A 22,686-nucleotide genomic window follows, 5' to 3' on the forward strand; every position below is an offset into this window, starting at 1 on the left:
CTTAATTCATCTCCTTCACCAAGGGAGCCAGCACAGCAATACGGTCATTGATGTAGTTCCGCGCTTCCGCCGTTAGATCCAATTGCTGACGCGCTTGCTCATAAGCTGCGAGTGCCGCCACAGGTTCCTTGGCATCTTCATAGGCAACGGCCGCGGCTAACCACCAACGCCCTTGCGGCGCTATACGAGCGAGTTCGCGATAATCATTTGCCGCTTCGCCATGTAAGCCCAACCGCTGGGCAGCCATGGCTCGAAGTTCTAATAGTTCCGTGGCTTCCGGCGTGCCTACACGAATATTGGTTAGCGCCGAATACGCTTGTTCAACGTAGCCCACCCGCTCCAATATCTTGGCGTACATGAGCTGCCACGCGGGTTCATCCGGCCTTGCTTCTAAGCCCTGTTCCAACAATAGTAACGCCCGCGATGACAGGCCTCGTCCATACCAATAGGCCGCCAGCTCACTGCGAATTGTGACGTTAAGAGGTTCCAAAATCAGCGCTTGCTCGAATAACTCTTGCGCCACATCGCGGTCACCGCGCAACAATGCTTCGCGCGCACGGCGTAAATTCACTGACGCCAATTGCTCCGCTGTGAGTTCCACGCGCTCCACTTTCATGCTAGCGGCCGGTGCAGGCTCTTGCTGCGGTGTGGGCTCTGACGCAATGGCAAGGTCGGGTGTGCTGGGTGGTTCAGGTTGAGTCATTTCAGCCGCAGCGGTTGCAGGAACCGACGGCTGTTGCGGCAATGGAATTGGAATAGGCTGCGGAACCATGACTTGGTTCGGCTGCTCGTCGACCATGGCGAGCGGCTCGGCTGAGGTTTTAGCAGATGTCTCAACGGCTGGCTCAACCATCGACTCAATGGCCGCCACCACGCTGGATTCTGTAGTGGCTGAGTCTCGCACCAAGGATTCTTGCCCTTCATGCAGCACCGCGCGCAAGCCAAGAATCGCCAAAATAACGATGGCACCGATAAGCAATACGCGCAGCCAACGGGTTGGATGCGGCGCGATTGCAGCCGCTGGTGCAGTTGTCGTTGTTTGGCGCTGCTCACGCCGGTCTAAATCGCGCAGCATGCGATTGATCACGCTCATAATAGATACTCCGCAAACCATCCCATGGACCACGCCACCCCTAAGAATAAGAATAATAGCAAACCGCCCCCCACTCCCCAGGCTAACCAACGAGGCGGTAACGGTGTGGCATCCTCTGTGTCGGCGACTGCCAGTCGCATCTGTTGAGGGGTAATCACATAAGTGCCTTCCCCGTAACTCAACAGCAATACTTTATGACATAACACGTTAATCAGCCGTGGAATACCTCGGCTCGACCGATGCATCATGGCAACAATTCGAGGCGACATTAATGGCGGGCCTTTGTAGCCAGCCACCTGCATCCGATGGGAAATATAGGTCGCGACTTCGGGCAAGCTCATGGCACGCAAGTGATAGCTAAATGAAATCCGTTGGCGGAGCTGGCGATGAGCTCGTTGCGCCAAGCGCTCATCCAACTCTGGCTGACCAAACAGCACAATCTGCAGTAACTTTCGTGACTCTGTCTCTAAATTAGAAATCAGCCGTAACGCTTCCAGACTTTCACTGGGGAGTGCTTGGGCTTCGTCCAGCACAATCAGCACGATTTGGCCTTGTTGATTAATTTCTAGCAAACGTTGCTGTAAAGCGTGACTGAGCCATTGCTGACTCGGCTCACCCTCTACATTCACCTGCAATTCTTGGGCGATTTGCAGCCGCAGTTCATCAGGCTGCAAATACGGATTAGGAATGTAAGCACTCACATACTTGGATGGCAACTCATTGAGCAATTTTCGGCACAGCAAGGTTTTCCCAGTGCCGACTTCACCAACCACTTTGATAAACCCTTCCCCGGTACTTAACGCCGTCACCAACACTTCAAGTGCCGCACGATGGCCGTCAAGATCGCAATAAAAGTCCGTATTCGGGGTTAACGTAAACGGTGGTTCACGTAAGCCAAAATGGTTTTGGTACATGCGCCGCTCCCATGCTGTTGCAGGCTACTGAATGCCGTACCATTGATTCAAAATTTCACTGGAACGCTTCAGCTCATCTTGCCACGTTTCCGCACCGATCACCGTGGGGCGAATTAAAATAATCAATTCTTTTTTCTGCTCCACCCGACGTTTGTTCTTGAATAAATTACCAAGCCCTGGAATGTCGCCCAACAACGGCGTTTTGGCGACCGTGTCGGTATACGAAGTCTGCATCAAGCCCCCAATCACCACGATTTCGCCGTTGCGAGCTTTTACAATCGTATCGCTTTCACGAATATTGCTTTGGGCCAGTGGCAAAACAAAGGTGTCATTATTTAATTTCACCACTTTTTCTTGTTCTTGGGTTTGCACCACACTCGGATGCACATGCAAGATCACTTCCCCACCTTCACTAATTTGCGGGGTAATATCTAACGAAATCCCCGAGAAAAAGGGCGTCAGTTCAATGTTCGGGGTCGAAGTTGTCGCGGTGCCCGTAATTGTTGTGGTCGATACGTCGGTCACGAAATACTCATCGTCACCCAACTTAATCACCGCTTTTTGGTTGTTCGCAGCACTCACGCGCGGGTTTGACAATACCTGCACGTTGCCTTGGGTCTGGAGTAAGTTCAGTGCTCCGCTAAAGTCACCAATATCAAGTGTCATACCAAACACGCCACCAAGGCCACCGGCCGATACTTCACCGCCCGAAAAACTAATGGAACCCGAGCCATTCCCTGCACGGAACAAATCATTCCAGTTGATGCCTTGCTGATACTCATCATTCAGCACCACTTCAACAATCCGCGCCTCCAAAATCACCTGGCGCTGTAGCCGCTCTTGCGCTTGCCCAATAAACTCGCGGGCCGCTCGTAACTCGTGAGGGTAGGCTGTAATGGTCACTAACCCAGCTTGCGGAGCAACCACCACACGGCGACCCTCGCCGGTGCCAATAATGCCTTCAATCACGCCTTGCAAGTCTTGCCACAAGTCGGTTTCAGAGTAGCTACTAATGGATGATCCATTGGTTTGCATGCCTTGCATACCACCCGCCAGAGAGTTGGCTCCCCCTTGATTCCCAAGCAGTTGGTTATTGGGGTTTTGCCCAAAGCCACTGCTGCCATAACCACTGCGGTTGTTACGATCGTTATCTTTCACGCCCCCAGAGCTCACACTGGTTTGTGATAAGCCCATGCGGCGTAACGCAAGGTAATCCAAGGTAATAGTTTCGCTACGTAAGCCCGCTGGAAAAACCTGTACCAACTGATTGTTTCGACGAATATCGTATCCGTAGATATCACTCACCACATCCAATGTTTCCGCCAACGTAACGTCTTTCAGGCTAAGCGTAATGGAACCTTCTACTTCCGGATGGATGGCAAAGTTATAGGGAGTATCCACCGCCAACCCGGCAAAAAACTCATGGGCAGGTACTTGTTTCGCGGCAATAGAGAACCGCGGCTCTGCTAATAATTGAGAGCTTGCCGCACGCAGTTGCTCAGAATTTCGAGCTAAACTGGCTCGCACCGAATCAGGAAGAGGCGGGCGTTCCGTTGCGGTCCCCGTCGCTTGGGGTTGCAGTGCCTGCTGCAATGCCGGAGCTGGTGGTGTCGGCTGCTGAGCACAGGCAGCGAGTAAAAAACATAGAAGCGCAGTCCGTAACGAATACCTCATGGTTGTCCCCCTGACTTACCCGTGGTGGTCAGATCCTCTTGCTGCACCGAATGGAACAGCTTGAGATCAATACGTTGCTGGTTACTCGTATCCAATAGCGTCACATGATTCATCTCAATAGCCTGTACGATATAATTTGAAATAGGGTCGTCCACGGCCACGCGTTGCCCACTGATCACGGCACTGCGCTGGTTGTCTCGCCAAACAATGGCCTGTAATTTCATCGCCGTGGTGGCATTGCGCTCAACGGTCGTTATCGCAGGAGCCCGCGGCGGTGCCGTGGGGTCGCGTAATGCTTGCGCCGACGCCTCGAAACTTGCCGTGCACAATAAGCTTCCTAGGCAGAGTACCAGCCCATGCTTAACTCGCCACATAGCCACGCTCCAAACTGAGGGTATAAATTTCAAACACAACTTCGGCCTGGGGTGCTTGCAGCACGCGATAATCCATTTTTTGCCAATAAAAATTCCACGGCAATTGTTCTAATGATTCCAGGTAATCGCGTAACGAAAAGAAATCACCACTCACCGTAAATTGCAAGCGATGCTTATAAATGGCGGTATTCGCATCTTGCGGTTCTTGGTAAACCTGCTCTGGCGGCAGTGCTTGTGCTGCCTGAACTCGAACGTTGACCGCCGCATCCAACAAAGCTTTCAATAAGTGACGGTTATCGGCCGCACTCACGTAATGAGATTGTGCTGTTAAGGTAGCATCCAGAGTGGCGAGTTGCTGCTGCAATTGGCCCCGCTGACTGCGTATTTCGGCTTTCGGATCACCCGCCAAGCGCTGTTGTAAAGCGCTAAGCTCTTGTTCATAAAGGCCAATTTCATAACGCTGCTGACGTTGAGTGCTTTGCGCTTCTTGCAATTGCTGCTGCAAGGGTGCCACCACCCACCAGAGCGCGACATACAGCAGCACTAAAATCGCCACGCCAACCCAAATTTTGCGGCGTTTAGATGACACGGTTAAAAACTGTTGTTGCCAGAGTTCCCAACGTTTCACGGGCGCACCTCCCCAGCATTTGGAACCACTTGAGGCAGCACCTGAATTGGAGCCACGCCCACTTCATCCGCAGCATGTTCTTCTAATAGGGTGCTATGTGCTGTACTACCGACCACAAAATGCAGCGAGCCGGTGTCCTCATCTCGTAGTTCAAACACACCAAAATGGCGATTCCGCAAGGTGCTATAATGAGAAAAATTAGCTAACCAATGGGGTAACGCATGAGCGACGGTCGTCTGCCCTTGTAAGGTCATTTCGTAATTGGCCAGCAGAATTCGAGTTAACCACACTTGGTCACTATCTACTCGGGCTAAATCGGTCAACACCTCAGCAAAACTTGCTTGGCCAGCTTGAGTCAGGCGCTGCATCTGATGCATGAGACGACGACGTTGGGCAATGCTTTGTTGCAACGATTCAATTTCGTTGATCAGTTGACGATCGTGCAACGCCTGCTGCAATTCTTCTTGCACCTGCTTCACCTGCCGTTGCACGGCTGCATTGCGTGAAGAGAGTTCCGCCGCAAGGGCTTGTTGGGATGCCACATAATAGCCGCCCCCCAGCGCCAGCAAGGCTACCAAGGCAATCATTCCAGCGAACACGGTGACCACTACTTTCAGGGTCAAAGGATCACGATTAGGTTGCAGCTCAGCTACATATAGGTTCGCTAGATGCTTCATGATGCAGCGCGCTCCTGGGTAGAGGTGGCCACCATTTTTTGTACTAAGAGCATGCCGCCGAGCGCGGCAAAGTCCGCATAATCACCGCGGCCGAGCTCTTGCGCCCACACCGGATAAGCAGCCCATTGCACGGCCAGCCCTAAATCACTGGCGAGCTGTTGCTGCAACGCAGAGCGAGACTCAACATTCAGCGCCAACACCACTTGACGAATGGGTCGTTGCCGCAATTGACGTTCAAAATAATCCGCTGAGCGTTGCACTTCGACACTCAGTGCCCCAGCGTCGCCTTGCTCAATGTCTTTGGTGGTTAATTGCCCGACCCCATCCAGGGTGCGCACCTGCCGATTCACTTGCAGGGCCCCCAACTGATACACCTGTAATAAGGCGGGCTCGCTACTGTTCTTATGAACGACCACGGTCGGTTCCATCAGCTCACTAAATAATTCCGCAATGGCCTGCTCTTCAGTTACAATACCCTGCACTTTATCACTGATGGGGTCAATGCATGCGAGGATTTCCACCAACATGGCTTTCGCCATCACAATGGCGGTAATTTTGTCCTGCCCTGCCAACTGCACCGAATTATCATAATAGTCGGCAATAATTTCTGTGGGTGCCAGCGGCACTAAGTCACGCAGATGATATTTCAGCGCCTGCGTGATTTCCGCGCTAGGTAACTGTGGGCGATCCAATTGGAAGCTTTGATAGAGGGACGGGCTGACCACCAGCAAAACAGGTGGTTTGCCTTTGAGTTGCTTTTCATAACGATGCACAAGCGTTTGAATACCGACGGCCCACTGACCGTCAGTTACCTCACAATGATCGGACACGATTAATGCGGGTTCCGCTCGCGTGATATCCGCAATCATCAAAGAGACTTGTTCTTTGGCAATTGCGAACACCAGCGCCACGTGACTTTGCTGTTTTGTTCGCCACCAATTAATCAACGCGACATCCTTAAATGTATGCTTTTTAATATAACAGATATTATGACTGGTAACGCTTTATAAGACCATGGCTTCAGTGCAATATCTATAATGTTAAAATGCTCAGTCGTTTGTTAAATTATTGTTTAATTTGCCAATTTAAGGTCTCTCCAGCCCAGTAAGGCACCATAGGGCCTACGGCTGTTTCAACGATTTCAGGAACTTCCCACGCCTCACGAACTAAGGTGATGGTCGTGGTTGGTCGCGGCAGCCCATAAAAATCTGCCCCAAAGTGACTGGCAAAGTCGGCCAATTTATCCAGCGCACCCATTTGTTCAAAAAATTCTGCATACAATGGCAATGCGGCCGGCGCTGAATAGCACCCCGCACAGCCGCACGCAGATTCTTTTTTCGATTGCGCATGGGGTGCAGAGTCAGTGCCTAAGAAAAATTTCGGGTTGCCAGAAATAGCGGCTTGCTGCAACGCAAGTTGATGCTCACGGCGTTTTAAAATCGGTAAGCAATAATGATGTGGACGCACGCCCCCCACCAGTAAATCGTTACGATTCATGAGTAAATGCTGCGGCGTGATGGTGGCCACAACATTCGGCCCTTGCGATTCCACAAAACGTACCGCATCTGCCGTTGTAATATGCTCTAACACCAATTTTAGTTCTGGATGACGGGCCATCAAGGGGCGCAGTTGGCGATCAATAAATACTTGCTCGCGGTCGAAGATATCTATTTCAGCCGCGGTCACTTCGCCATGCACTAACAACGGAACCTGCAATTGCGCCATCGCAGCAAATACGTCGTCCAGCCCCTCAATATCAGTCACCCCGGCATCGGAGTTGGTGGTTGCACCGGAAGGATAGAGTTTGAACCCAATAATCGCAGAATCAGCCGCTGCCGCAGCCACGGTTTCAACCGTTGTGTTTTGGGTTAAATACAACGCCATTAACGGCATGAATTTACTGCCCGCAGGACGTTGGCGGAGAATCCGTTGACGATAGGCCAGCGCCTGCTCAACGGTGGTCACCGGAGGGACTAGGTTGGGCATGATCACCGCCCGGCCAAACACCGCGGCAGTCGCTGGTACTGTCGTAGCAAGCAAGTCACCATCACGCACGTGAAGGTGCCAATCATCGGGGGTTGGTATCGTCAGTTCTGACAACTGCATAGTCACCTCAAGAATTCGTTAGCGAAAGAAAGGAGTCATATTATACCCCGTTTCATATAAAAACGGCGATTATCTCCCCAGTCGTTCTTTCCAATGTTTCCGGCAGCATGACAAATAGCGCTCATTTCCACCTATCGCAATTTGCTCACCTTCACGCAGCGCCTCACCGTGCTCATCGACACGCAAGTTCATGGTGGCTTTTCGACCACAAAAACAGATGGTTTTCATTTCCACCAGTTTATCTGCCACGGCTAATAACACCGCACTACCTGGGAAAGCATTCCCAAAGGCGTCGCTGCGAATACCGTAACACATGACCGGTACTTCCAACCGATCCACAACGTCGGTCAATTGCCACACTTGCGCCTCAGTTAAAAACTGCGCTTCGTCAATCAGGACACAGTCCAGCGGATCACGTTGGTGCCGTGCCTCAACCAAGGCTGCAAGGTCGGTGGTGGGGGTAAACGCGAGCGCTTCCCGGCCGAAGCCCAAACGTGAGGCAATCCGCCCATACCCGGCACGTTTATCAATGGCAGGCGTCATTAACAACACACGCTGATCGCGCTCTTCGTAGTTATGAGCCACCTGCAGCAATGCAGTGCTTTTACCGGCGTTCATCGCCGAATACGTAAAATAAAGTGAAGCCATGATAGTTTGTAATAGTTATGTGACATTTTGTCGAGATTGAAACCGATTGGCTGTGATTTTACCACAGCGAATTTGATATACTCCCCCAAATTCAGACAGGAGACCTTCATGACGCAAGCATACTCGCACGCATTTTTAAAAGCGATGCCTAAAGCTGACCTTCATTTGCATTTAGATGGCAGCCTACGCCCTGCCGGCCTCATCGAAATGGCCAAGCGCAGCAAAGTGGAATTGCCCTCGTACACCGTGGAAGGCTTATACGACTTGGTATTTAAAGAGTCGTATCAAAGTTTAGGGGAGTACCTGAACGGCTTTCAATATACCTGTGCAGTATTGCGCGACATGGAAAACCTTGAACAAGCCGCCTACGAGCTCGCCCAAGACAACCTTGCCGAAGGCGTCATTTATATTGAAGTTCGCTTTGCTCCCCAGCTCATGATGGATCCAGCCCGTGGCATCGATTTCGATACGGTAATGCACCGCGTCAACCGTGGCTTAGCCCGCGCTAAGGCAGAGTACAACAACCAAAGTGACGTCTTAGCCGGTACTCGCCCGCCGTTTGATTACGGCATTATCAATTGCGCCATGCGGATGTTTGGCAAAAAAGGCTTTTCACCTTACTACACGCATCTATTCCAGATGTTGCGTGATCATGAACCCAAGCAAGTGATCAAAACAGCGGCGATGGAAATGATTCGCGCCAGCGTTCGGTTGCGGGATGAAGAAGGCCTCCCCATTGTGGGGTTGGATATTGCGGGGCAAGAGATGGGCTACCCCGCCCACGAATTTAAAGAAGTGTACGAATTTGCTCATCAAAACTTTATGCTAAAAACCGTGCATGCGGGGGAAGCATACGGGGCCGAAAGTATTTTTGAAGCATTAACCTTATGTTATGCCGATCGTCTGGGACACGGCTATTCGCTCTTTTCGCCAGAGATGATTCAAGATCCGCGCATCACTGATAAAGAAGAATACGCTCAACGTTTGGCATCCTTTATTGCCGACCGTCGGATTGCTATCGAAGTGTGTATGACGAGTAACTTACAGACCAATCCTGCCATTGGCAGTGCTCAAAACCATAACTTCAAGCACATGTATCACAACCGGATTGCGACTGTTATTTGTACCGACAACCGCTTGGTGTCGCGTACCACAGTCACGCAAGAATATGAGTTGGCCCTTTCCGCAGTGGAAATTCCATTGAAACGCTTGAAAGATATTGTCGCCTACGGCTTTAAGAAAAATTTCTTCGCAGGTGATTACTTAGCTAAACGTGCCTATGCAAAACAGGTGCTGCAATACTTTGATCGCGTCGCTGAAGAACACGGCGTCAGTTAAGTATTAGATGGCGGAGTAAGCAACAACGCTTACTCCGCTGGCACATGTGCACTATGGGCAATTTCATCTAACAACGCACTCGGCGACATTGGCGCATGGAAATAATACCCTTGGCACACAATGGTGTCCGATAAGCTCGCCAAGAAGTCAAGTTGTTCCTTCGTTTCTATCCCTTCAGCAACCACACGCAAGCCAAGGTGTTGCCCCATCGACACAATGGTTTCCACAATTTTGTTTTGCTGCTCACAGCCAATACCTTGCACAAACCCTTGGTCAATTTTCAGTTCATCAATAGGCAATTGACTGATGTAGCTAAGCGATGAATAGCCGGTGCCAAAGTCATCGATAGAGAACTGCACCCCCAGTGTTTTGAGCTGATTAATTTTATTCGTGATTCCTTGCAGGTCATCAACCAAGAGGTTTTCGGTCACTTCCAGCACCAAACGTGATGGTTTGACCCCACTCAGATGAATCTGCTCAAGTACTTGCTCCACCAAATTCGGCTCACGGAAGTGACGCGGACTGATATTAATGGCCACGGTTAAATGATCGGGTAATTGCGCGGCAACTTGTAGTGCTTCGGCCACAATCCACTGCCCCAATTCCACAATCAAATCACTTTTTTCAGCAATCGGAATAAATATTCCCGGCGAAATTCGCCCGAGTTCAGGGTGTTGCCAGCGACAAAGTATTTCGACGCCATGCATGGTGCCATCAGGGGTATGTTGCGGTTGCACCGCTAAGTGGAGCTGTTTGGTGCCAATGGCATCACGCAGTGCCGATTCAATTTCGAAATGGTGCTCCAGCGCTTCGCGATAGGCCGGGTTAAACACCATCAGCTGGTTACCACCTGCATCCTTCGCATGATGCACGGCCGTTTCGCCATAGCGAATGATGGCTTCTGCTGTATTACCAAATTCTGGATAAATGACCAAGCCTGCGCTCATGGTGACAATAATACGTTCCCCACAAATATGTATAGGCTCGCGCACCTCTTTCAGTATTGTCTCAGCGAGATTTTTCAAATACTGTTGCAAAGCATCATGGTGATAAAAGGGAGGTATCATCACGATAAATAAATCACCACCCAAACTTCCCAGCTGTATATTTGGTTCTTGGGTGACCACCTGACTAATGCGCTGCTTGAGTTTCAGCAAAATCTCATCCCCAAACTCAAAGCCACGCACATCGTTAATTCGTTGCAAATCATCCACATCAAATAATAAGGCTCCACCAAAATGATGAGGTTTACATTGCGCCAAGAATTCCGTTAACTTAGCAATACACTGCGGTCGATTAGGCAAGCCAGTTAATGCATCATAGTTAGCCAAGAAATTAAGTTGGGCTTCGGCCGCGCGGCGTTCGGTAATATTTTGTTTACTGGCAAGGTAATTGATAATGTCACCTTGTTCGTTACGAAGTGGTGAGATCGTTGCCCACTCACGGTATTCAACCCCATCTTTACGGCGATTAAATAACTCACCCTGCCATGTTTTCCCATTACGGAGTGCGTTCCACATCGCACGATAGGTATCGCGAGGGGTTTTCCCTGACGCTAACAGTTTAGGATCATGTCCCATCACTTCTGCTGGGGTATAGCCGGTAATGGTGGTAAAGGCTTTATTCACATATTGAATGCGATTATCAAGGTCGGTAATGACGATACTGTCGTTACTTTGCTCGACCGCGGTAGTTAGCCGCCGCAGTCGCTCCTCATATTTGTCCCGAGACTTCGCCGCATTAATCAATGCCATTTTGAGTAACCGCAGCTCGTTATATGCTGGGACGTGCAAATCATCAAGAGATTCACGGCGCGCCAGTCGTTCCACCCCAGTCATTAGGGTTTTCACAGGCCGAACGATAGCAAACTGCAATCCTAACCAAAGCAATAGTCCCAGCGTAAGTAACACAGCAAGGAATAATCCGAGCTCGAAAATAGCTAACGAGCTGAGTTGTAACCAGCTGTAATCATGGTCGTACACCACCACAAAGATATTACGGCGAACTTGCTGACTGATCGTTGATTCAGCAATGACGGGGACTAATGCCACAAAATGCTTGTGCTCTTGGTGATAGGAAATATCGGTTTCTTCGGTAGTAGCCACTTGTTGCAGTAATGCTGGGTCAAGTTCATGAACAAATTCTGCCACCGAGCGGGAGGCTCGGTTCACGGTGTAATCAGCAATAAATTCCCCATTACTGTCGAGCAAAAACACGTGCTGCACTTGCGGATGCACTCGCATCTCGCTGATTAATTCCGCGAGCAGATCATTACGATCGACCGCCAGAATTCGACTCAATGAACCTTGCGCAACAATGACCATTGAACGCAGCTCGAGCTCAGCACGTCGATAGGATTCCTCTTGCTGCGCTTTAATCAAATAGTAACTTAACGACGCTAAAATAAAGAGCGCAATGATAACAATAGGAACGGTTATTTGAATGCTAAGCCGGCGATGTAATGGAAGCTTCATTCCAGTATGCCCGCACACACTGGAAGACGCTGTAACTGAGCAATGACACCAGCATTAATCAGTTGATCACCAATTAGGGTACTGGTTTGCTCAAAATCTTGCTGGAGAAATTCGGTACTAGCGGCAGCCGAGAAATATTTAATCTGACTCATGAGCGATAACAACTCAGGTTGGGGAAGCTCAGATAGCTTCGCAATCGTTTCCATGACCTCGGATTCCGCCTCGGCAATATTAGCTAAGGCAGCATCCCATGACACTGTTGCAAACTCAAGCAACCGCTCACGATGTTCGTCCCACGTTTGCGTACGAACAATCATGACATCAATAATTTCGTCAGGAATATCCTGACTTGAAAAAATAACTAGCCCACCGTCGTCAATCAAGTGACGCGTAAAGGGGGCGTACGTAATGATCACATCCACATCATTATTCATTAATGCCGACGCATGGCCGTTTGGTACCAACATACGCCGTTGGATTAGGCTGTCATCAATACCGGTTTGTTGCAGCCACCGTGCCATGATATAACGTGACAAGGTACTGTCTTCCATACCCACTCGTATCGGCTTGCCCGCTAATAACTTGGAAGCGAATGACCGCCCTGCAATCACCGCATCAGCGCCATGAGAGCTGAAAATAACGCGAGCCACACAATACTGATCACCACCTCGTGACTGGAGTGCAAGCGCATTGTCTAAACTCAACATACCCACATCTGCGGCATTGTTAGTCAACATGCGTACGACGCTAATATCGGACACCAGCATCGTAACATTAATATTTTCTGGATGTTGTTCTGGGTGCACCAGGTGTTGTGCGTACACCGGATGAAAACCTATGCCCGCATTGCCGACAATTGATAACGGCTCAGGAGGTGGCTGGCATCCTGACATCGTCAATATAAACGCTATCAACCCAAGTAACTTTTTCACGCTGAGCCTCTCGTTAAGCTGCCGTTTTTACTGTGCTAACTACTCCAAAATACTTGGTACCCCAAAGGGCCCCTTCAACCAGCTGTCGGGGCTCGTAGTAAAGCATATAATACCAAGCCTATCAATACGGCTATCCATCACACAGCTCATAGCCAAGGCCAAATAACAAGACTGTTTTTCTCGCGTTATGGGTTACATAATAGCGTTCGATACCAACTTAAATAACAACATTAGGAGCGGCAATGAGCCACTGGATATACCTTGGAATCGCAATTATTGGTGAAGTTATCGGAACATCCGCGCTAAAGTTTAGTGAAGGTTTCACAAAGCTGGTTCCATCGCTTGTGGTAGTGCTTGGTTACAGCATTGCGTTTTATTTTCTGGCCTTGGCACTCAAACAGATTCCCGTGGGGATTGCCTATGCCGTGTGGGCCGGCTTGGGCATTGCTTTAGTCACGTTAATCGCCTGGGTCCTTTACGGTCAAAAGCTTGATGTGTGGGGGTTTGTCGGTATTGGGCTCATTGTGAGCGGCGTCGCCGTCCTTAATTTGCTCGCCAAGACGAATGGCTCCTGAAGCAATAAAAAGCCCCGCAATCGCGAGGCCTTCTATGGTTGCTTCTTGGATGAGTCAACGTTCGATTAGAACGGGATATCGTCATCGAAGTCCTGATCTGGGATAAAGGGTTCAGGCTGCGAGGTTGGCTGCTGGAAGTTTTGTGCTACCGGGGTTGCCTGCTGGGTGGCTGGACGTGGTGCGTCACCGCCGCCCCCGAAGCCTTGGTTTTGCTGGCCTGCGTAACCGCCGCCTGACGACTGCCCTGCATAGCCACCTGATTGGCCGGCACTTGGACGGCTATCTAGCATTTGCAGATCATTGATAATGATTTCGGTGGTGTAGCGCTCCACGCCGTCTTGACCTTGCCATTTCCGTGTTTGCAGGCGCCCTTCCACATAAACTTTCGAGCCTTTTTTCAGGTACTCGCCAATAATTTCCGCCAACCGACGGTAAGCGACGCAGCGGTGCCACTCCGTTTGCTCGCGCGTTTCACCCGTTTGCTTATCTTTCCACGTTTCGCTGGTAGCAATTGAGATATTCGCGATGGCCGTATTGTTTTGGGTATAACGCACCTCTGGGTCAGACCCCAGGTTGCCAATTAAAATTACTTTATTAATGCCGCGACTGGCCATGCCATCTGCTCCTTAATTATGTTCTTTATTGATAAGGTGATAAGTAGGCTTTCACCTGTTCTTCATTGTAATCCGTTTTATGTACTTTTAAATAGACCGTTTGATCCACCGCAACCACACGCACTTCTTCAACACCCACCACGTGGCTTAATTGTTCTGCGACACCATCAACTTCAGCAGCGGTTAACTTCGGCACTGGGTAGCTGACACTTTGCTGTTGGGGCGGAGGGAGCATGCCAAAACTCACTACAAACCAGAATAGTAGCAGGATTAAACAGAAAACCCCAACGCCTAATAGGCCATAGTACTGCATAATCACACCACCGAGCGCACCGCCTAAAAACGCGCCCAAAAACTGGAAGGTAGAGTAAATTCCGCTGGCACCGCCCTTGTTGCCTGCGGGAGCAAAACGGGTCAGCGAACTAGGCAAGCTTGCTTCCAGCAAATTAAAGCCAGTGAAAAATAAGATAACGGCGACAGCTAAATACATCCAATGCGCAGGCACAAAGACAATCACCGTCACCGCAATCATTAACAACAAAATGCCGATGCGAAAGAATTGTGGATGGCGACGTTGCCGCTCAGCTTTAATTAGCATGGGCACCATCAGGGCAAATGACGTAAGCAACGTCGGCAAATACAGCCACGCATGTCGCTCCGCCACCAATCCGCCTTGAATCAGCTGCAAGGGCACCACCACAAAGAACGCGGTCAGCACACAATGCAATACCAATACGCCAATATTCAAGCGAGCGAGTTGGGGGTTGGTAAATAATTGGCTCAACTCTTGCCGTAACGGAATTAAGTCACCCCGCGCCGCTTTTTGGGCCACCTTGGGCACTGCCCATTGCAGAATAACAATCCCTAGCAACGCACTGACTGCGGTAAAGTAGAACAGGCCTGCCAAGCCAATCTGCGCACCCAGCAGCGGCCCTAACACTAAGGCGAGCGCAAACGAAAGGCCGATACACAAACCAATAGTGGCCATCACTTTCGACCGTTGTGAGTCACGGGTAATATCGGCGGCCAGCGCAAGAATGGCTGCCGCAATGGCTCCCATTCCTTGCAATGCACGGCCAATAATCACCCCAACCAAGGTGTCTGCCCATGCGGCCACTAAACTACCCACCGCAAATATCAACAGACCAGTAATGATCACCGGTCGCCGACCGATTCGATCGGACAACATCCCTAACGGGATTTGAAATAATGCTTGAGTGAGTCCGTAGGCACCAATTGCCAAACCAATTAAGATGGGCGTGTAATCTGGATAATGCTGACCATAAATGGCAATCACTGGCATGATGAGGAATAACCCCAACATCCGCAAGCCGAATACTGCAGCCAAGGCCCCCGATGCGCGACGCTCTACTGGGGTGAGTCGATTATCTAGATTGTGCTTTGCCATGAAATTCTCATTGTTGCCTGAAAAAAATCGCTGCTCATTGTACCAGAAGGGACCGGTTGTGCGATAATACTCGTTTCGCTAAACCACCGAACCAGGCAACGGAGCGTTGTAATTCTCATGGATAAAATTGAAATCCGCGGTGCCCGCACACATAACCTGAAAAACATCGATGTGACTCTGCCACGTAATCAGCTCGTGGTGATCACAGGGCTTTCCGGCTCGGGCAAATCATCATTGGCCTTTGATACCTTGTATGCTGAGGGTCAACGGCGCTATGTTGAGTCGCTATCTGCGTACGCGCGGCAGTTTTTATCGCTGATGGAAAAGCCCGATGTGGATAGTATTGAAGGGTTATCCCCCGCCATTTCGATTGAGCAAAAGTCCACTTCGCATAACCCCCGCTCCACGGTCGGTACCATTACCGAAATCTATGACTATTTACGCTTAATGTTCGCCCGTGTTGGTGAGCCGCGTTGCCCAACTCATCAAGTCACTCTTGCCGCACAAACCATTTCACAAATGGTGGACCAAGTGATGAGCTTGCCGGAAGGTGAAAAGCTGATGATTTTGGCACCGGTCATTCAAGAACGGAAAGGTGAGCATACGAAGGTTCTGCAAGGGCTTGCTGCGCAAGGGTTTATTCGTGCACGCATTGATGGAGAACTTTGTGATCTCAGTGATCCACCCAAATTAGAGCTCCAGAAAAAACATACCATTGAAGTGGTGGTCGATCGCATTAAAGTACGCTCAGGGTTAGAGCTGCGTTTAGCCGAATCGTTTGAAACCGCACTTGAACTGAGCGGTGGGACGGCGCTGGTGGCACCAATGGACGATGACGCCAGCTTGGCTGAAATCATCTTTTCTGCCAATTTTGCCTGTCCGCACTGTGGTTACAGTGTGCAAGAACTCGAGCCCCGTCTCTTCTCATTTAACAATCCCGCCGGTGCCTGTCAGTCCTGTGATGGTTTGGGAATTGAGCAGTTTTTTGACCCCGCTAAGGTGGTCACCAACGATGAACTCAGCCTGACCGGGGGCGCAATTCGGGGCTGGGATAAGCGTAACTTTTACTACTATCAAATGCTGCAATCGTTGGCGCGCCACTACCAATTTGATTTGAATAAGCCGTTCGCTAGTTTAGCCGATGAACATCGACAGGTCGTTTTATTTGGTAGCGGCGATGAAGACATCGAGTTTGTGTATCTGAATGACCGGGGCGACCGGGTGGTTCGTAAGCATCCGTTTGAAGGCATCATTCCAAACATGCAACGTCGCTACCGCGAAACAGACTCCATGGCGGTGCGGGAAGAATTATCCAAGTATTTAGCCTCGCAGCCATGTAAGAGCTGTGATGGCACACGGTTACGACAAGAAGCAAGACACGTGTACGTCAATAACACCACCTTGCCCCAAGTAACCGAGCTTTCCATTGGCGATGCTTTGGAGTTTTTCCAGCAACTACAGTTAGAAGGCCAACGGGCTAAAATTGCCGAGAAGATTCTTAAGGAAATTAACGAACGACTTGGGTTTTTAGTCAACGTGGGGCTGAATTATTTGAGCCTATCGCGCAGTGCCGAAACACTATCCGGTGGTGAAGCACAACGAATTCGCTTAGCCTCGCAAATTGGGGCCGGCTTGGTGGGTGTCATGTATGTATTGGATGAGCCATCCATTGGCTTGCACCAACGAGATAACGAGCGCTTACTTGCCACCCTCACCCACCTACGCGATTTGGGCAATACCGTGATTGTGGTTGAACACGATGAAGATGCCATTCGCGCGGCAGACCATCTAATTGACATTGGTCCTGGTGCGGGGGTGCACGGCGGACATGTGATTGCTCAAGGCCATTATTCTGAGATTCTTAATAATGAGAACTCGCTCACCGCTGACTACTTATCTGGGCGCAAACGCATTGAGATACCCGCCGAGCGAAACCTCCCCAATGAGCGGTTTTTAAAGCTAATGGGCGCACGGGGCAACAACCTGAAGAATGTCACCGTTGAGATTCCCATTGGCCTGATGACCTGTGTGACCGGTGTGTCAGGCTCAGGAAAATCAACGTTAATCAACGATACCCTATTCCCCATTGCGCATCGGGAATTGAACAACGCCACCAGCAGTGAAGCAGCGCCTTATGACGCCATTGAAGGTATGGAGTTTTTAGACAAGGTAGTGGATATTGACCAAAGCCCCATTGGCCGCACACCTCGGTCAAACCCCGCCACCTACACCGGAATTTTTACGCCTATTCGTGAGCTCTACGCTGGCACTGAAGAAGCACGCTCACGGGGATATAAAGTGGGGCGCTTTAGCTTTAACGTGCGCGGTGGGCGTTGTGAAGCCTGTCAGGGCGACGGCATGATCAAGGTTGAAATGCACTTCTTACCTGACGTTTATGTGCCCTGCGATGTGTGTAAAGGCAAACGTTACAACCGGGAAACCCTAGAGATTAAATACAAAGGGAAAACTATTCACGAAGTACTGGATATGACCGTAGAGGATGCGCGTGAATTCTTTAGTGCCATCCCCGCTATTTCACGGAAACTACAGACGTTAATTGATGTTGGTTTGTCTTACATTCGGTTAGGTCAATCTGCCACTACCCTTTCCGGTGGTGAAGCGCAGCGTGTGAAGTTAGCGCGGGAACTATCAAAACGCGATACCGGTAAAACCTTGTATATTTTGGATGAACCGACGACCGGCTTACATTTCCATGATATTCAACAACTGCTCACTGTACTCCATCGCTTACGTGATCACGGCAACACCATCGTGATCATTGAGCACAACCTCGATGTCATCAAAACTGCTGATTGGATTATCGACCTTGGTCCTGAGGGTGGCTCAGGCGGCGGTGAGATATTAACCGCCGGTAGCCCCGAGGAGATTGTTAAATGTGAGCGCTCACATACTGCGCGCTTCTTAAAACCACTGTTATCGAGCAATGCCAATAAGGCTTAATAGGAGTCATTAGTTCAACCCATGACACACGATGTAATCAGCGGCGGGCAACCAATACATGCCCCTGACAACCTCAAACAACTGCTAGAGGATATTCTGCAGCAGGCCATGACTGTGAATGACGGTAAAGTCGCCGATTACATTCCTGCCTTGGCAGAGGTTAAAGCTGATTACTGCGCGCTGACGGTTGCCACGCTTGATGGCAACGTCACCTCGGTCGGCGATAGCAATAAACCGTTTTCCATTCAGTCTATTTCTAAAATTTATGGGCTGATGTTGGCGATGGAACGTCTTGGCGACCCGTTATGGGAACGCGTGCAGATGGAGCCCTCAGGTCAGCCTTTTAATTCAATTGTTCAGCTTGAATGGGAAAAAGGCATTCCGCGCAACCCCATGATCAACGCGGGCGCGATTTTAGTCAGCGATGTGTTAGTTAGCCATTACTCAGCCAGTAAATCGGCATTACTGAGCATGGTTCGGGGTTTGTGCGGCAGTGAAGCGGTGTGCGTCGATTCTCGCGTTCATGAGTCCGAACGTGAACATGGCGCTCGCAACGCTGCACTTGCATACTTGATGAAGAGTTTTAACAATATCGAGTCAGACGTTGAAGAAGTACTCGACCATTACTTCTGGCAATGCGCACTCACTATGAATACCGAACAACTCGCCAGCAGCTTGGCGTTCTTAGCCAACCGCGGTCAATGCCCACGCAGCGGCAAGCAAATCACCTCACATCGTGATGCGCAACGTATTAATGCACTAATGAGTACCAGTGGCATGTATGATCAGTCGGGGCAATTTGCCTTTACTGTGGGCTTGCCGGCAAAAAGTGGCGTGGGTGGCGGAATTATCGCCATTGTTCCAGACTACGGTGTCATTAGTGCTTGGAGCCCACCGCTAAACAGCTTCGGAAACTCTGCGCGCGGCATGTTTATGATTCGCGAATTGGCAAACCGCCTTGGTCTTAGCGTTTACTAAAGCCGATGCTCGTTATTCGTTAGTCGTTAGCCGTCTTTGGTGTTTCGCTTTTTCGAATAACGAATAAGGCTTTTTGCTCGCTAAAACAAAAAAGGGAGCCGAAGCTCCCTTTTCAAAACAACCCGGCGTAGAACGCCGGGCTACGCATTAAGCTACGATTTTAGATACTACGCCTGCACCTACAGTACGGCCACCTTCACGAATCGCGAAGCGTAAACCTTCGTCCATCGCGATTGGGTGAATCAACTCAACAACAAACTTCAAGTTGTCACCAGGCATAACCATTTCTACGCCTTCTGGCAGCTCGACTGAACCAGTCACGTCAGTAGTACGGAAGTAGAACTGTGGACGGTAACCTTTAAAGAATGGCGTGTGACGGCCACCTTCTTCTTTGGTCAATACGTACACTTCTGCTTCAAACTTAGTGTGTGGAGTGATTGAACCTGGCTTCGCTAATACTTGGCCACGTTGGATGTCGTCACGCTTCGTTCCACGCAACAACGCACCAATGTTCTCACCTGCACGACCTTCGTCGAGCAACTTACGGAACATCTCAACACCAGTAACGATGGTCTTGGTTGTCTCTTTGATACCAACAATTTCAACTTCGTCACCAGTACGGACAATACCACGCTCAACACGGCCTGTTACTACCGTTCCACGACCTGAGATTGAGAATACGTCTTCGATTGGCATGATGAACGCTTTATCAATGTCACGCTCTGGCTCTGGGATGTATGTATCCAAAGCTTCTGCCAATTCGATGATTTTCGCTTCCCACTTCTCGTCGCCTTCCAACGCACGCAGGGCTGAACCACGGATAACCGGAGTGTCGTCACCTGGGAAGTCGTACTCAGAAAGAAGTTCACGAATTTCCATCTCAACCAATTCTAACAACTCTTCGTCGTCAACCATGTCACACTTGTTCATGAACACGATGATGTATGGAACACCAACCTGACGTGACAACAAGATGTGCTCACGAGTTTGTGGCATTGGGCCGTCAGTTGAAGCAACTACCAAGATACCGCCGTCCATTTGCGCAGCACCAGTGATCATGTTCTTAACGTAGTCGGCGTGCCCTGGGCAGTCGACGTGTGCGTAGTGACGTGACGGAGTGTCATACTCTACGTGTGAAGTCGCGATGGTGATACCACGCGCTTTCTCTTCTGGCGCTTTGTCGATTTGATCAAAAGCTTGCGCTGAACCACCGTAGTGTTTCGCCAATACTGTGGTGATCGCAGCGGTCAGAGTTGTTTTACCGTGGTCAACGTGGCCGATTGTACCAACGTTAACGTGCGGCTTGGAACGTTCAAATTTTTCTTTTGCCATGACAGCCTCTATTTTGGACAACGTACGGTGGTGAACACCAATTTTTTTTCAAAAGATTGTATAACCGGGGATTATGCCGAAGTTCAAATGCGAAGGGAAGAGAAAGGCCGGTGACATGGTGCTGATAGGCGGATTTGAACCGCCGACCTCACCCTTACCAAGGGTGCGCTCTACCAACTGAGCTATATCAGCACGAGACATGTTTATTGGAGCGGGTAGTGGGAATCGAACCCACATCATCAGCTTGGAAGGCTGAGGTAATAGCCATTATACGATACCCGCATGCCTTGAATCGGGCCACCTCAAACCATTCTGAACTCACCGCATCATCAGAACAATGCAAAGTGGTGGAGGGGGCAGGATTTGAACCTGCGAAGGCTGAGCCGTCAGATTTACAGTCTGATCCCTTTGACCGCTCGGGAACCCCTCCACTCATCATTTGAGTTGGTGCCGGCAGAGAGAGTCGAACTCCCGACCTACTGATTACAAGTCAGTTGCTCTACCAACTGAGCTATGCCGGCACCCCGGTTAGGTGGAGCGCATTCTATTGTATCGAATTTAATGATGCAATAGGAAAAGTTAATTTTTTTGCCTTTCTGCGTCTGATTGGTCAATTTGCGAACGGATGACGCAAAATAATGGTCTCAGAGCGGTCCGGGCCTGTTGAAATAATGTCCACTGGCACGCCAGTCAAAACTTCAATTCTCTTTATATATGCTAACGCTGTGGTTGGCAATTCTTTATGTTCGGTAATTCCAACCGTACTTTGTTGCCAACCAGGCATGGTTTCATAAACTGGTTCGACCACTTCGTAGTCTTCTGCCGCCATTGGCGGATAATCCACCACATCGCCGTTAGGCAGGCGATAGCCCACACAAATTTTTAACTCATCCAGACCATCTAACACGTCCAGCTTCGTTAAACAGAACCCACTAATTGAGTTAATTTGCACGGCACGACGCGCCGCAACAGCATCAAACCACCCGGTACGACGTTTACGCCCTGTGGTGGCACCAAATTCATGCCCTTTCACCCCCAGGTGTTCACCAACGTCACAATCCAACTCGGTTGGGAAGGGGCCACTGCCCACGCGGGTCGTATAGGCTTTCACAATCCCCAGCACATAATCCAAATAACAAGGACCAAAGCCTGAACCCGTTGATACTCCGCCAGCGGTGGTATTCGACGAGGTGACATAAGGATAGGTGCCGTGGTCGATATCCAATAAGGTACCTTGTGCGCCTTCAAACATAATGGCCTGCCCTTCTTTACGAGCGTTATCAAGCAACGCTGGAATATCAGCAACCATTGCACGCAACGGCTCAGCAATCGAACGGCAGTAGGCTAATACCGCTTCAACATCGACGGGCTCGACGTGATAATAATGTTCCAAGGTGAAGTTATAGTAAGCCACAACTTCACGCAGCTTTTCTTCAAACCGCTCAAAGTGGAATAAGTCACCAACCCGCAATGCACGGCGTGCCACTTTATCTTCGTAAGCTGGCCCAATGCCACGCCCGGTGGTGCCAATCGCTTTGTCACCGCGCGCTTTCTCACGCGCTTGATCGATAGCCACGTGATACGGAAGAATTAACGGACATGCTTCACTGATCAGCAGGCGCTCACGCACCGGAACACCACGCGCTTCGAGCATTTCAATCTCTTTCATCAGCGCTTCTGGTGATAACACCACGCCATTTCCAATCATGCACTTGACGTTATCACGCAAGATACCGGAAGGAATCAGGTGTAAAACGGTTTTCTCACCGTCAATAACAAGGGTATGACCTGCGTTATGGCCACCTTGATAACGAACCACTAACGATGCTTTGTCGGTGAGCAAATCAACGATTTTGCCCTTGCCCTCGTCACCCCATTGCGTACCTAAAATTACTACATTTTTACCCATGATCTCACTACCAGCTGTTACTGATGAAAAAACAGGCGCGATTTTATCAGG

Annotated in this window: 19 protein-coding genes and 4 tRNA genes; 4 read left to right on the plus strand and 19 right to left on the minus strand. The window is 50.0% G+C overall.

What is annotated here, in order from left to right:
* Window position 1: 1 nt before the first annotated feature.
* The 9 genes from BLP64_RS06330 to BLP64_RS06370 form a co-directional block, all read right to left on the minus strand.
* Window positions 2-1,093 carry a tetratricopeptide repeat protein gene (locus tag BLP64_RS06330; protein WP_092592846.1) on the minus strand — a complete coding sequence of 364 codons (1,092 nt, stop codon included), beginning with the start codon at window positions 1,091-1,093 and terminating at the stop codon, window positions 2-4.
* Window positions 1,090-2,007, minus strand: a complete 918-nt coding sequence (locus BLP64_RS06335) for an ExeA family protein (protein ID WP_092592848.1) — start codon at window positions 2,005-2,007, stop codon at window positions 1,090-1,092. Before BLP64_RS06335 ends, BLP64_RS06330 begins: the two co-directional genes overlap by 4 nt.
* 24 nt (window positions 2,008-2,031) lie before the next feature.
* Complete coding sequence (mshL, locus tag BLP64_RS06340) at window positions 2,032-3,681, minus strand: pilus (MSHA type) biogenesis protein MshL (RefSeq protein WP_092592850.1); 1,650 nt, start codon at window positions 3,679-3,681, stop codon at window positions 2,032-2,034.
* Window positions 3,678-4,055: a hypothetical protein gene (locus tag BLP64_RS06345; RefSeq protein WP_092592852.1), complete on the minus strand. Its 378-nt coding sequence runs from the start codon at window positions 4,053-4,055 to the stop codon at window positions 3,678-3,680. Before BLP64_RS06345 ends, mshL begins: the two co-directional genes overlap by 4 nt.
* Window positions 4,042-4,683, minus strand: coding sequence for a G protein-coupled receptor family protein (locus BLP64_RS06350; RefSeq protein WP_092592854.1), 642 nt, complete (start codon window positions 4,681-4,683; stop codon window positions 4,042-4,044). The genes BLP64_RS06345 and BLP64_RS06350 overlap by 14 nt, the downstream gene beginning before the upstream one ends.
* A complete protein-coding gene (locus tag BLP64_RS06355) occupies window positions 4,680-5,360 on the minus strand; it encodes a PilN domain-containing protein (RefSeq protein WP_092592856.1) in 681 nt (226 codons plus the stop codon). The genes BLP64_RS06350 and BLP64_RS06355 overlap by 4 nt, the downstream gene beginning before the upstream one ends.
* Entirely contained in the window at window positions 5,357-6,307 is a 951-nt protein-coding gene (locus BLP64_RS06360; protein ID WP_092592858.1) for a hypothetical protein, read from the minus strand. Before BLP64_RS06360 ends, BLP64_RS06355 begins: the two co-directional genes overlap by 4 nt.
* A 118-nt stretch (window positions 6,308-6,425) precedes the next feature.
* A complete protein-coding gene (pyrC, locus tag BLP64_RS06365; protein ID WP_092593021.1) occupies window positions 6,426-7,460 on the minus strand; it encodes a dihydroorotase in 1,035 nt (344 codons plus the stop codon).
* Between the two features lie 75 nt (window positions 7,461-7,535).
* On the minus strand, window positions 7,536-8,114 hold the full coding sequence (locus BLP64_RS06370) for a thymidine kinase (protein ID WP_092592860.1): 579 nt from the start codon (window positions 8,112-8,114) through the stop codon (window positions 7,536-7,538).
* A gap of 108 nt (window positions 8,115-8,222) precedes the next feature.
* On the opposite strand from BLP64_RS06370, the gene BLP64_RS06375 reads away from it, so the two are divergent.
* Window positions 8,223-9,452, plus strand: coding sequence for an adenosine deaminase family protein (locus BLP64_RS06375; RefSeq protein ID WP_092592862.1), 1,230 nt, complete (start codon window positions 8,223-8,225; stop codon window positions 9,450-9,452).
* A 29-nt stretch (window positions 9,453-9,481) separates the two neighbouring features.
* Here BLP64_RS06375 and BLP64_RS06380 read toward each other — a convergent pair whose 3' ends face one another.
* Window positions 9,482-11,926: a putative bifunctional diguanylate cyclase/phosphodiesterase gene (locus BLP64_RS06380; protein ID WP_092592864.1), complete on the minus strand. Its 2,445-nt coding sequence runs from the start codon at window positions 11,924-11,926 to the stop codon at window positions 9,482-9,484.
* Complete coding sequence (locus BLP64_RS06385) at window positions 11,923-12,750, minus strand: ABC transporter substrate-binding protein (RefSeq protein WP_176754936.1); 828 nt, start codon at window positions 12,748-12,750, stop codon at window positions 11,923-11,925. Before BLP64_RS06385 ends, BLP64_RS06380 begins: the two co-directional genes overlap by 4 nt.
* 350 nt (window positions 12,751-13,100) lie before the next feature.
* On the opposite strand from BLP64_RS06385, the gene BLP64_RS06390 reads away from it, so the two are divergent.
* Window positions 13,101-13,433: a DMT family transporter gene (locus BLP64_RS06390; protein ID WP_092592868.1), complete on the plus strand. Its 333-nt coding sequence runs from the start codon at window positions 13,101-13,103 to the stop codon at window positions 13,431-13,433.
* A 65-nt stretch (window positions 13,434-13,498) separates the two neighbouring features.
* Here the strand turns inward: BLP64_RS06390 and ssb are convergent, their stop codons facing one another.
* Complete coding sequence (ssb, locus tag BLP64_RS06395) at window positions 13,499-14,047, minus strand: single-stranded DNA-binding protein (RefSeq protein ID WP_092592870.1); 549 nt, start codon at window positions 14,045-14,047, stop codon at window positions 13,499-13,501.
* Window positions 14,048-14,072: 25 nt separating this feature from the next.
* Entirely contained in the window at window positions 14,073-15,455 is a 1,383-nt protein-coding gene (locus BLP64_RS06400) for an MFS transporter (protein WP_092592872.1), read from the minus strand.
* A gap of 117 nt (window positions 15,456-15,572) precedes the next feature.
* On the opposite strand from BLP64_RS06400, the gene uvrA reads away from it, so the two are divergent.
* A complete protein-coding gene (gene uvrA, locus BLP64_RS06405) occupies window positions 15,573-18,416 on the plus strand; it encodes an excinuclease ABC subunit UvrA (protein WP_092592874.1) in 2,844 nt (947 codons plus the stop codon).
* Window positions 18,417-18,437: 21 nt separating this feature from the next.
* A complete protein-coding gene (glsA, locus tag BLP64_RS06410; RefSeq protein WP_092592876.1) occupies window positions 18,438-19,394 on the plus strand; it encodes a glutaminase A in 957 nt (318 codons plus the stop codon).
* 147 nt (window positions 19,395-19,541) lie between these two features.
* Here the strand turns inward: glsA and tuf are convergent, their stop codons facing one another.
* The 6 genes from tuf to BLP64_RS06440 all read right to left on the minus strand — a co-directional run bounded on the left by tuf (window position 19,542) and on the right by BLP64_RS06440 (window position 22,635).
* Window positions 19,542-20,726, minus strand: a complete 1,185-nt coding sequence (gene tuf / locus BLP64_RS06415; protein WP_092592878.1) for an elongation factor Tu — start codon at window positions 20,724-20,726, stop codon at window positions 19,542-19,544.
* Between the two features lie 116 nt (window positions 20,727-20,842).
* Window positions 20,843-20,918, minus strand: a tRNA-Thr gene (locus BLP64_RS06420).
* Between the two features lie 15 nt (window positions 20,919-20,933).
* Window positions 20,934-21,008, minus strand: a tRNA-Gly gene (locus BLP64_RS06425).
* 63 nt (window positions 21,009-21,071) lie between these two features.
* Window positions 21,072-21,156, minus strand: a tRNA-Tyr gene (locus BLP64_RS06430).
* Between the two features lie 15 nt (window positions 21,157-21,171).
* Window positions 21,172-21,247: transfer RNA gene (locus BLP64_RS06435), tRNA-Thr, on the minus strand.
* Between the two features lie 89 nt (window positions 21,248-21,336).
* Complete coding sequence (locus BLP64_RS06440; RefSeq protein ID WP_092592880.1) at window positions 21,337-22,635, minus strand: adenylosuccinate synthase; 1,299 nt, start codon at window positions 22,633-22,635, stop codon at window positions 21,337-21,339.
* Window positions 22,636-22,686 lie beyond the last annotated feature (51 nt).

The organism is Pseudidiomarina indica (assembly GCF_900104245.1).
GTDB classification, from domain to species: Bacteria; Pseudomonadota; Gammaproteobacteria; order Enterobacterales; family Alteromonadaceae; genus Pseudidiomarina; species Pseudidiomarina indica.

Bases quoted from the DNA above. Each gene is read 5' to 3' on its own strand.
- BLP64_RS06400 (WP_092592872.1), bottom strand. From the start codon at position 15,455: ATGGCAAAGCACAATCTAGATAATCGACTCACCCCAGTAGAGCGTCGC.
- BLP64_RS06380 (WP_092592864.1), bottom strand. From the start codon at position 11,926: ATGAAGCTTCCATTACATCGCCGGCTTAGCATTCAAATAACCGTTCCT.
- BLP64_RS06390 (WP_092592868.1), top strand. From the start codon at position 13,101: ATGAGCCACTGGATATACCTTGGAATCGCAATTATTGGTGAAGTTATC.
- BLP64_RS06335 (WP_092592848.1), bottom strand. From the start codon at position 2,007: ATGTACCAAAACCATTTTGGCTTACGTGAACCACCGTTTACGTTAACC.
- BLP64_RS06370 (WP_092592860.1), bottom strand. From the start codon at position 8,114: ATGGCTTCACTTTATTTTACGTATTCGGCGATGAACGCCGGTAAAAGC.
- BLP64_RS06440 (WP_092592880.1), bottom strand. From the start codon at position 22,635: ATGGGTAAAAATGTAGTAATTTTAGGTACGCAATGGGGTGACGAGGGC.
- BLP64_RS06345 (WP_092592852.1), bottom strand. From the start codon at position 4,055: ATGTGGCGAGTTAAGCATGGGCTGGTACTCTGCCTAGGAAGCTTATTG.
- BLP64_RS06330 (WP_092592846.1), bottom strand. From the start codon at position 1,093: ATGAGCGTGATCAATCGCATGCTGCGCGATTTAGACCGGCGTGAGCAG.
- ssb (WP_092592870.1), bottom strand. From the start codon at position 14,047: ATGGCCAGTCGCGGCATTAATAAAGTAATTTTAATTGGCAACCTGGGG.
- glsA (WP_092592876.1), top strand. From the start codon at position 18,438: ATGACACACGATGTAATCAGCGGCGGGCAACCAATACATGCCCCTGAC.
- mshL (WP_092592850.1), bottom strand. From the start codon at position 3,681: ATGAGGTATTCGTTACGGACTGCGCTTCTATGTTTTTTACTCGCTGCC.
- tuf (WP_092592878.1), bottom strand. From the start codon at position 20,726: ATGGCAAAAGAAAAATTTGAACGTTCCAAGCCGCACGTTAACGTTGGT.
- BLP64_RS06355 (WP_092592856.1), bottom strand. From the start codon at position 5,360: ATGAAGCATCTAGCGAACCTATATGTAGCTGAGCTGCAACCTAATCGT.
- BLP64_RS06375 (WP_092592862.1), top strand. From the start codon at position 8,223: ATGACGCAAGCATACTCGCACGCATTTTTAAAAGCGATGCCTAAAGCT.
- uvrA (WP_092592874.1), top strand. From the start codon at position 15,573: ATGGATAAAATTGAAATCCGCGGTGCCCGCACACATAACCTGAAAAAC.